Source organism: Parapedobacter tibetensis (assembly GCF_024704835.1).
Lineage (GTDB): Bacteria > Bacteroidota > Bacteroidia > Sphingobacteriales > Sphingobacteriaceae > Parapedobacter > Parapedobacter tibetensis.
This window is the reverse complement of record NZ_JAMXBE010000035.1, coordinates 1-9,660: the sequence shown is the minus strand read 5'-3', so window position 1 is coordinate 9,660 and position 9,660 is coordinate 1. Positions and strand designations below refer to the sequence as shown.

At 45.7% G+C, this 9,660-nt stretch carries 13 protein-coding genes and 1 pseudogene; 6 read left to right on the top strand and 8 right to left on the bottom strand.

Features of this window, described 5'->3' with window-relative positions:
- Positions 1-164: 164 nt before the first annotated feature.
- From NF543_RS24680 to NF543_RS24670, 3 genes are all read left to right on the top strand, one after another.
- The gene (locus NF543_RS24680; RefSeq protein WP_257670866.1) at positions 165-695 is read left to right on the top strand and encodes a dihydrofolate reductase family protein; all 531 of its coding nucleotides are present in this window, start codon (positions 165-167) and stop codon (positions 693-695) included.
- Positions 696-847: 152 nt separating this feature from the next.
- On the top strand, positions 848-1,492 hold the full coding sequence (locus tag NF543_RS24675; protein ID WP_257670865.1) for a dihydrofolate reductase family protein: 645 nt from the start codon (positions 848-850) through the stop codon (positions 1,490-1,492).
- Positions 1,493-1,647: 155 nt separating this feature from the next.
- Positions 1,648-2,544, top strand: coding sequence for a hypothetical protein (locus NF543_RS24670; RefSeq protein WP_257670864.1), 897 nt, complete (start codon positions 1,648-1,650; stop codon positions 2,542-2,544).
- Between the two features lie 16 nt (positions 2,545-2,560).
- On the opposite strand, the gene NF543_RS24665 is transcribed toward NF543_RS24670, so the two are convergent.
- The 4 genes from NF543_RS24665 to NF543_RS24650 all read right to left on the bottom strand — a co-directional run bounded on the left by NF543_RS24665 (position 2,561) and on the right by NF543_RS24650 (position 5,386).
- Complete coding sequence (locus NF543_RS24665; RefSeq protein WP_257670863.1) at positions 2,561-3,190, bottom strand: c-type cytochrome; 630 nt, start codon at positions 3,188-3,190, stop codon at positions 2,561-2,563.
- A 16-nt stretch (positions 3,191-3,206) separates the two neighbouring features.
- Complete coding sequence (locus NF543_RS24660; RefSeq protein WP_257670862.1) at positions 3,207-3,698, bottom strand: anthrone oxygenase family protein; 492 nt, start codon at positions 3,696-3,698, stop codon at positions 3,207-3,209.
- Complete coding sequence (locus NF543_RS24655) at positions 3,695-4,537, bottom strand: SDR family oxidoreductase (RefSeq protein WP_257670861.1); 843 nt, start codon at positions 4,535-4,537, stop codon at positions 3,695-3,697. The genes NF543_RS24660 and NF543_RS24655 overlap by 4 nt, the downstream gene beginning before the upstream one ends.
- A 75-nt stretch (positions 4,538-4,612) precedes the next feature.
- On the bottom strand, positions 4,613-5,386 hold the full coding sequence (locus NF543_RS24650) for a helix-turn-helix domain-containing protein (RefSeq protein WP_257670860.1): 774 nt from the start codon (positions 5,384-5,386) through the stop codon (positions 4,613-4,615).
- Between the two features lie 197 nt (positions 5,387-5,583).
- Between NF543_RS24650 and NF543_RS24645 the strand changes: the two genes are divergently transcribed.
- The 3 genes and pseudogenes from NF543_RS24645 (at position 5,584) to NF543_RS24635 (ending at position 7,738) form a co-directional block, all read left to right on the top strand.
- Positions 5,584-6,168, top strand: a complete 585-nt coding sequence (locus NF543_RS24645) for a GNAT family N-acetyltransferase (protein WP_257670859.1) — start codon at positions 5,584-5,586, stop codon at positions 6,166-6,168.
- 281 nt (positions 6,169-6,449) lie between these two features.
- Positions 6,450-6,713: pseudogene (locus NF543_RS24640) on the top strand (CatB-related O-acetyltransferase); the annotation flags it as partial.
- Between the two features lie 83 nt (positions 6,714-6,796).
- Entirely contained in the window at positions 6,797-7,738 is a 942-nt protein-coding gene (locus NF543_RS24635; protein ID WP_257670857.1) for an alpha/beta hydrolase, read from the top strand.
- A gap of 278 nt (positions 7,739-8,016) precedes the next feature.
- Here NF543_RS24635 and NF543_RS25615 read toward each other — a convergent pair whose 3' ends face one another.
- The 4 genes from NF543_RS25615 to NF543_RS24620 all read right to left on the bottom strand — a co-directional run.
- The gene (locus tag NF543_RS25615; protein ID WP_373275033.1) at positions 8,017-8,166 is read right to left on the bottom strand and encodes a PIN domain-containing protein; all 150 of its coding nucleotides are present in this window, start codon (positions 8,164-8,166) and stop codon (positions 8,017-8,019) included.
- A gap of 124 nt (positions 8,167-8,290) precedes the next feature.
- Complete coding sequence (locus tag NF543_RS24630) at positions 8,291-8,494, bottom strand: hypothetical protein (protein ID WP_257670856.1); 204 nt, start codon at positions 8,492-8,494, stop codon at positions 8,291-8,293.
- Between the two features lie 56 nt (positions 8,495-8,550).
- Positions 8,551-9,366: an SDR family NAD(P)-dependent oxidoreductase gene (locus tag NF543_RS24625; RefSeq protein WP_257670855.1), complete on the bottom strand. Its 816-nt coding sequence runs from the start codon at positions 9,364-9,366 to the stop codon at positions 8,551-8,553.
- 74 nt (positions 9,367-9,440) lie between these two features.
- Positions 9,441-9,660: SRPBCC family protein (locus NF543_RS24620; protein ID WP_505560203.1), on the bottom strand; the 220-nt coding region annotated here is incomplete at its 5' end.

Sequence of the window (9,660 nt, the reverse complement as noted above, 5' to 3'; positions counted from 1 at the left end):
ATAAAAAGGGTGTGAATTTTCTGCAACAATGGTTATGTAGCAGCTTCGAAAAGCCCCACGTTTCTTATCTGCGGCACGTTGGCGATCATTGTAAAACTACAGTAACCTTTAACCGATATACATAAAACTGAGAGATAAAAATCACGACAAAAAAATTAAACAACATGAGAAAGCTAAAAGTACAAATGAATTTTGAAGGAATACATTGGGATGATGATATGGTAACCTTCTGTATTGACAACCTTAAAAATGTGGACAACATTTTACTAGGACGCATCACGGCGGAAGCTTTTATTCCTTATTGGAAAGAAGTTGCAGAAAATCCGAGACCCAACGATATTAACAACAGAGTTGGAAAACCAATTAATGATATCTCCAAAGTTATTTTTTCTAACAAACTTAAGTCCAATAAATGGGATAATACCACTATCATTAAAGGTGATTTGGAAGAGGAAATAAAAAACTTGAAGGAAAACAATGGAAAAGACATCATCGTTTATGGTGGTAATTCATTTGTATCGTCCTTAGTCGAACACAGACTGGTAGATGAATATTATCTGTTTATAGACCCTCTTGCCATTAGTAGAGATGAACCCATTTTAAAATTCATTAATAGCAGTTTATCGTTGCAGTTAAAGGAATGCAAACCATTCGAATGTGGTACTATATTATTGGGTTATACTAGACAGAAATAATATTGAAGACAAAAACAACGAACCGCCCCGAACTCCCCAACTTTTCATATTGCCACCGTTATGTGGCATTCAAAGAAACTGACAATAAGTAATTAGAAGGGAGTTTAATAGAAAAGACAAATCAAATTGATAATTTAAATAAGGAGGTACATATGAGTAAAGTAAAAGTAACAGCATTTTCAATTTCATTGGATGGTTTTGGAGCCGGCCCGAATCAAAGCAGAGAGTACGGGCTAGGTGAAGGTGGTGAGGAACTTCACGAGTGGATGTTTCCGACAAAAATGTTTCAGCAGATGATGGGAAAAGAGGATGGTACAGAAGGAACAGACAATGAATTTGCTGAAAAATCATTAGAAAATATTGGTGCCTGGATTATGGGACGCAATATGTTTGGACCCATTCGCGGACCCTGGCCAGATGATGAATGGAAAGGCTGGTGGGGCGAACAACCACCCTATCATGTTCCAGTATTTGTTTTGACACACTATGAAAGAGAGCCTATCACCATGAAAGGAGGAACAACGTTTCATTTTGTCGCAGACGGCATTGAATCTGCTATGGAAAAAGCTAAGAAAGTTGCTAATGGAAAAGACATAAGCATCGGAGGAGGAGTATCTACAATTCGTCAATTTTTAGAAGCTGGTCTAATTGATGAAATGCATATAGCAATCTCACCTCTATTTCTTGGATCCGGAGAACACTTACTTTCGGGAATTGATTTACCCAAACTAGGATTTACGGATACGCAAGTAACACATGGTGAAAAGGCCACTCACATAATTTCAAAGAAAAAATGAATGAGTTTCTAATCGGCTAATACCCGGTATCTGTACAAATACAGATAAACGCCATCATTACGCTTACAAGGAGTATCCCTGAAATGAGGGGTTTTCGTTTGAAACCCCTCATTTCAGGGATTGTGAGCTCAAGGAATGTACGATATCTTTGTGTTATGAGACTAATCACCATGTTATCATGGGCCGTGTTGATTCTCGCTGTGTCATCTTGCAACGCGCCTGAATCGCCAAAAACGACCCTATCGCTTACCACCAACGGAAAGCCCGTAGACACCGTACGTACAATCGATGAATTGAAGGGATTGCTTTCGCTCACCGCCGAGCCCGATGCAGCGAACCGATCGTTTACCCTCACAACGTCCGAGCGTGGAGATACCCTACAGGTAGCAATCAGCCCGCAATTAAGCGATGTGCATAAGCGCGTGCTCGGCGAACTACTTGATACGCTCATCAGCTACCCATCTACGTGGTCTCCTGCTGAATTAACGCTTGTTTATACGGAGAACACGCCGGAAATCGTTGAGTTGCTCCAATTGGACACCGTAAACGGCTACCCGTTGGAGATAGACCATGCTTCGGCCCAATGGGCCTACGAAGAAAAGCAGACCTACATGACCGGACCGCTTGCGAGCGGTGCTGCGGTTTCGTACCTAGCCTACAGGCTGAAGCAGCCGCTTCCGTCTTCGTCTTATTCCCTGGGATTGGACAATGCATCCGGTGAGACCAATGAAACGGCCGAATTGGTTTCATCGTTATTAAGTGCGGTGGGGCCGGTTTCATCGTCGTTTACGATCAACAGTGAAGACACGGTCATCACCCCCCTTTGGGATAGTTTGCGTGTAAACCACCGTTTGCAGATAGACAGCATACAACTCTCGCTAAATTGGGTCCATGTTGATTTTCCCTACCGGAAATTTTCAAGGCATTCCGACCGGGATACGATGATCACTTCAAGCATTGACAAGTTGCGCAATGCACCGCCTTATATCTTCCATGCATTAGTGGCTCCACGGCTTTCGGGGGTGCTTGCCGGCTATCGGTGGGATCCCTGATGTGCAATGCCTAATCTCATAATGTTTCTAAATATTCTTTAATCAACAAAACCCCTTTTTCATCAATTACGGTTGTGCCTATTTTTGGCATACGTCCATTCATCATCCAATTCATAATACGATTCTTACCTTTTCGGATTTTTGAAGCCTCCAGATCTGTCTCAAAGTCCATTCGGTACCTGATCCTCGAAGCATCACCGTTGCCATGATGGCAATGGGCGCAATTCATATCCAGGTATGCTCGCCCCCTGCTGGATAGGCTCGCGCTTTGATCATTGACGTTTGGTGTTGAAATAAATAAACTTGGGTTTGTTGGATGCAAACTTCCTTCGTTTACCAGATAGGTTAGTTGGTTTTGCATCGTATCGTTGCGCATTACCTCAACGTTCAGGTTTCTGGTTTTGGGGCCTATGGGTACTATTTCCTTATTGCTATTATGGCAACTCCTACACTCCGTGTTACTCGGAATGTGATAAACGATCGCTTTACCGGTACCATTTTCATCAACCCAGTTTACTGGTTTACTCTTGATGGGCAAGACGGAATGGTCCGGATCTATATCCCGGGCCTTTTGGTAAGATTGAAGTGCCAAGGGTGTCGATACGATGAAAATTCTCAACAAGCGTAAAGCAATAATTCGTTTCATGTATTGTCCTTTTTACTCATACTTTCTTCATCAGTGGAATGATCAACATCATGAAAGAAGCGATGGCTGCCAGCGTGCGTATCAGGTGCCATTTGTTCCAAGCCTTTTCAAAACCTAGCCGCACGGCTTGCGCCTGACTGTCCGTTGCAGACTGGATATCGAAAGCGCCTAAGGTGTTATTCAACGGGACATTGAAAAAGATGGTAACGCCGAAGACGCCAATCATGTAAGTAATCGTGGCCATCAACACGTAGGGCATCACCGAGGCTGTCTCTGTTCTATAAAACGTGTAGGTTGTTAGGGGCAACAGCACCACACAACCCAAAAAGCTGGCAAAAAAGACCGGGTTTTGGATAACCCGGTCTATGTTTTGGAAAGCAGCAATGTATTCCCGATTCTTCAATGCACCCAGTCCATTGATCACGGAGCATTGGTAGCCGTAAAACAGCCCGGCTACCAAGCCCGTAAGCAGCACGCAAACACCGTATAGCAATTGATGCGTATTCATGGCGCCGTGATTAAGGTTGGGGCGGTCCATATCCCGGCAGGGATGGTCCTTTGCACATATTCCCCAAATGAACTTGATTTACACTTCAAAACCGATTCAATGTCATTTTTGATCGATTCATTCCTTCCGTCCAGCAGCTCCGAAAACAGATACCGGATCAGCCATACGTAATCTTCCGGAAGCTGGTAGTCTCTTAGTATCGCCACATAGTCTTCGATTCCAATTTCCGTTAATTTTATTTCCCGTCCTAAAGGACTGGCTATCTTCGATACGGCCTCTTTAAAAGAAAGTAGCTCCGGGCCGGTCAATTCATATGTCTTACCATTGTGCGCATCATCGAGCAATGCCTCTACCACCACATCGGCAATATCGTCAGCATCAACAAAGGGTTCTTTGGCTGTCCCAACAGGCACCACCAATTCGCCTCCGAGGATCTCATCCAGCCAGAAGCCCTCGCTGAAGTTCTGCATGAAAAAGCTCGCCCTTACGATGGTGTGGTCCAGACCCGACCCGATGACGATGTTTTCGCAATCCATGTTCTTCGGCTCGCCCCTGCCGGAAAGAAGCACCAGCTTCCTTACACCCGCCTGTTTTGCGGTGTCCACGAAACGGGTAATGATTTCGACGGATTGCGGAATGGCGAGATCCGGCTGGAACGTCACATATACGCTGTCCTTTCCGGTCATCGCATTTGCCCATGTTGTCGGATCATACCAGTCAAACGGTATCAGACTGCTTCTTGATGCAGGTGCAACATCCGCACCCTTTCTGTTGAGTTTTTCAAAAACCCTTCGGCCAGTTTTGCCTTTACTGCCGATTACTAAAATTTTGTTACTCATGTTTTCTAAGTTTTATTGGACAAAATTATAGCCGGGCGGGAGACAAAAATAGAATGGATACGACAAAATGCAACGTTACGCTTGGTCGAATCGTTTGGGCGTTTTGCCTGTAAAGGCCTTAAAGACCCTGATGAAATGGGATTGGTCGGCAAACCCGTTGGCAAATACAATATCGTTAAGCTTGGTATACCGCTTTTGGGTCAGTTGTTCCAACGATTGCTGGAATTTCGTAATCTGAATGAAATCCCTTGCCGAAACACCCACCTCTTTGATGAAGCGCCGCTCAAACGTCCTGATCGTTAGATAAACCTGCTCGCATAATTCTGTTACGGAAATCTGCGCCTTGTGGTCAAGTATCAGCTGCAGTCCTTGCCTTACCGCCAGGTCCAAATGCTGTTTCCTGGCGTTGAACAGGCTAAGCAGGTAGGTTTGGATGATATGGATTTGCTTAGTGGTATCCTGTTCGTTTAGCAGGTTCGCTTCGAAGGGTTTCCAAGAATCCAGTTGCTGCAGGTCATAACAAGCATTGTTCAATTTCCTTGAATCGACATGGAAGAAACTGTTCAGCACAAACGGATAGAGCTGGAAAGCGATGATGTCATAGCTGCCTTTGACATGGATTTCTACGGGATGGATGGTTTGGCCATACAGGTAGGTCGTCGGCATTTTTTTATTTTGCGGTTGCGCCCACATGCCTTTTGCTGTAATGTGGAATATCAGACCCGGGTAGCCGTCCGCAAAAAAAGGCATTACAGTCGTTTGATCGTCCATCATATCACCCTTAAAAACCAGGATGTTCTTGACGAATAACGACACATTGCTATCAGGTTCAATTACTGTGCTGGTCATCGCTGCAACAAATTTAGTATTATCTTTTATTAAGAACGGTTTTTTAATTTCCCTCATCTTATTATTTTGAAGCACGTTTTGTATCTTTGAACTTAGGAGTAATCCTGATAGACAGGCTTCACCAACTCACCGCGGTGGCGAACCTTGCTCCGGATTACTGATACCCTTTTACCGGAATACACACAAAGTGAAAAATGATGATGACAACGACAATAAAAACCGCCCTGGCATCGGATGAAGCCCGCACCTTCGGCGCATTGACATTGGCATTCAGCACTGACCCGATGGCCCGCTGGTCTCTGCCGGATCCTGCAAAATATTTGGCAACTTTCCCTTCTTTAGCGAGGGCTTTCGGCAGCGGCGCATTCGAGAAGGGGACGGCCTACATTGCCAATGGTTTCCTCGGCGCCGCCCTATGGCTGCCGCCCGGTGCCGAATCCGATGGGGAATCGCTGATGAGACTGCTCAACGAAAACGCTGGCGACGATATAAAAGAATATATGCCGGTAATTTTTGAGCAAATGGAAAAATTTCATCCGACCGAGCCGCACTGGTATTTGCCGATGATCGGCGTCGACCCGGCGCATCAAGGCCTCGGTGTGGGCTCCGCCCTGATGACTGAAGCGCTCAAGGCCGTCGACCGTGATGGATTAATCGCGTATCTCGAATCCTCGAACCCTAAGAATATTTCGTTATATGAGCGTCACGGTTTCGAGGTTATCGGCGAGATCCAATCCGGCGGTTCGCCTGTTTTACGCCCTATGCTGCGAAGAGCGCGATGAATTATTAGACGATCTATTCAATGAGTAAAGCGGAAAAGAAATTCAAACGCAGGATTCGCTGTCGGCTTCAACAATGACGCTGACAGTATTGGTAAATCTATGGGGAATGTTTTGCGCAACCGGACTTTTCTTCGATATACGACCATCACCACGCTTCTTTTTACAGCATTCAGTTCCTATGTGGCCAGCTCAGAACATATTATTGGCGGGCTTTACGGTAAGCCCTCATTGTTTGCATGGATTTTTGGAGACATGGGTCTGCTCATGGCTTTATCAACATAATCGGAAACGACGTGTGGATCGGGAATAACGCGACGATTATGCCTGGGGTAAAAGTTGGGGATGGGGTCATCATCGCTACGAATGCAACCGTGGTAAAAGATGTTGCTCCGTACACGATTGTAGGTGGCAATCCCGCAAAGGAAATCAGGAAACGGCTTTCCCCAAAAAAGATTGAGGTTCTTTTGGCGATGAAATGGTGGGACTGGGATATTGAAAAGATTACGGAAAACCTGGAATTCCTTACTAGCAAAGTATCCGGATAACCTTGGTCGAAACCATCGGCCACCCCTTTTTGATATGAATAGCTTTTCATCAAAACCGATAAAGGGTTCGATGCAGGTATTGTTTGACACCCACCCTATACAAGCACCGTACGACGGAACGGCCGGGTCGGCATTCGTTACCCGGGGTAGCCGCTTTGGTCACTGCCGGCGTTTACAGGTTCTCACGAAACCCCATTTACCTGGGAATGGCCGTATTGCTGATCGGTTGGAAGGTGATGCTGATGAACTGGACCGGCATCATCGGGGTAGCTGTTTTTGTCGGTTTTATTACCAGATTCCAGATCATACCGGAAGAAAGGATGCCTGCTGTCTTTTCTACCCCCGTAGTTTGTCTCCTTTTCCCAGCCCTATTGCCAGATCGTAGCGGTATCTTTGTGTTATCGTGCCGCTGGGAGCTGGCCTCATGTAACAGCAATCGCAGAAGGCAAACTGATTTAAAACAACTAGCTAGATTCCGTATGAGCATGCAAATACTATTTATACATGGAGCAGGCGATGGAGGTTACGAAGCCGACGAAGTATTGGTTGCTTCGCTGAGAGCAGCCCTAGGGAAAGGATACATGATCGGCAACCCGGAAATGCAATGGGACGAATCGGCACTTGATTTTGGCTGGACGAAGCAGATTGGCGAAGAGATTGCCAAAGTTGATAACGAACTTATCTTGGCTGGGCATTCGTTCGGTGCGTCTATGATTTTGAAATGCCTTTCCGAAACCACCATAAATAAAAAGATTAAGGGGGTCTTCCTCCTGGCCGCACCGTTTTGGAGCGGAAACGAAGAGTGGAAGGCAGGGTTAAAACTCAAAACCGATTTTGCCGGCAACTTGCCCGCTGACGTACCATTTTTTTTGTACCATTGCAAAGATGACGAGGAGGTTCCAGTTTCGCACTTTGAACAATATAGGCAAAAACTTACTTGGGCGAACTTTAGGGAAATTAAAAGCGGTGGACATCAACTCAATAACGATTTAACGTTAGTTGCGAAGGACATAAAAACCTTGTAAAAGCTCCCAACACGATCACAGACAAACCCTTTGAAAACCGGGTGTAGCGAGTTTAACAAAGGTAAATGGCGGCATAAACGGCTAACCGTATGCGATTTGCATAGATCGATCATAAACTTGTTGAAGCTAGTCCCGGACTGAAAGGATGGTGCCTATAAAGGCAAGAATGTCAACATAGTATACCTATCGATATATAAAAGTAAAGCAGCCTGGCAGGAAGCACCCAGCAAAAGGATGCCGTGGTATACATCACCAAAACAGGGGAGAAGTATCACCGGTCATTTCAAAAGGCTCTTCATTTCTGTGGTACCAATGATGATGCTTGAGCATTTCTTTTGCAGCCCTTTAGCAAGGGTCTTGTCACCTGTCCATAACTTGGTATTTAATTCTAAAGCCAAGGCCACAAATGGCGTATCGCTCCAACTCATCAATCAACAATTCAGGCCCGAAGAATGTGAATTTATCCTGTAGATTCATCAGGATTTATTTCCCCGATGGTAGATTTAGGGTTGAGGAGCGTGCTGAAAACGATATTGGTATCTACAACGACGTTCACTTAATAAAGCGCTGTTTATTTTCGACCCACCAACGTTTTTTCGATTCGTTGGCAAGTTTATTGGCTTGTTTTTCCGTTCCTTCGCTTGCTTTGATTGTTTCCTTATACTTGAAGTAATTCACAATACGCTGCAATCCGTGGATATCGGTATCCACCGGTAAGCGAAAAATGATTTCCTTGTCTGTCCGCTCAATAACCATAGTGAAACAAAGGTAATAAAATAAAGTGCTTAAATCAAGAAAGGGTTCTGATTCAGTCAATCCACAACTGAGCCACACGACAAATTGGCAACCGTTCCTGTCATGGCTCCGGCCCGATCCGAAGCCAGGAAAGCCGCCGTCTCTGCTACTTCCGAGAGAGTCGGCAAGCGTTTCAACATTGTGCTTTGGGCCATCGCCGAGTCCGGTAGCCATTTCTCCACCGGTTGGCCGTCGGCAGTCTCTTTATACCAGATAAGCGTCTTGAAGAGGTCGTTCGTGTAGGAACCCGCTGCTGGCGCGTCTGCAATAGCGTGTGGACGGAGGCAGATAACCCGGATGTTTTTAGGTGCCAGTTCCGCGGCCAGAACCCGCGAGAAGGACTCCTTACCGGCGCAGGTCACGCTGTACGCTAAAGCGCCGGGCGCAGCCATTTTAGAACCCGGCGTGGATAAGGTCAGAATCACGCCGGGACGCTTCCCGCCCATATGACGTACTACAGCTTTGCTCGTAATGAAAAGCGTCCGCAAGAAACCCTCAATCGGCTGCATGAATTTGTCCAACGATAGGTCTACCAGCATAGTTCCCTGGTCATGCATGACACTCACAGCGTTGAGGGCGATGTCGATACCGCCGGCTTTCGCCGCAATTGCAGCGGTATGCTTTTCGACTGCCCGCTGGTCGAAGGCGTCAACTAGGGCGGTTTCGACGGCTCCGCCTGCCGCGGTGATGTCAGCCGCCACAACGTCGAGCCTGGCCTGTGTCCGCCCGGCGATAAAGACTCTTGCGCCCTCCCTGGCAAATACTCGTGCGACGGCTCCGCCGATGGCCCCTCCTCCTCCGTAAATAACGGCGTTCTTATTTTTTAATAACATAGCTGTCCTCCTTTCTATATTTTTTTAATTTTTAATGACTATAAAGAATGTGTGTGGTATAAGAAATTTATTCTTTACTTAATCGGTTCTCGTTGGCCCGTCGTAATCAATCTCTGTAAACTACTTCTAATATAAAAACCCCAGGCTTTTGTACAGACCGTATAACATTCAAATTCAGGTACCAATCCAAAATGGGTAAACTGAATTTTTGTTTTGTCATCCTTTTTTGTGATTTCAAAAATAAGGTTTGTGTCATTCCACTCAGTTCCATCCTCAACATCATCCATTTGACTT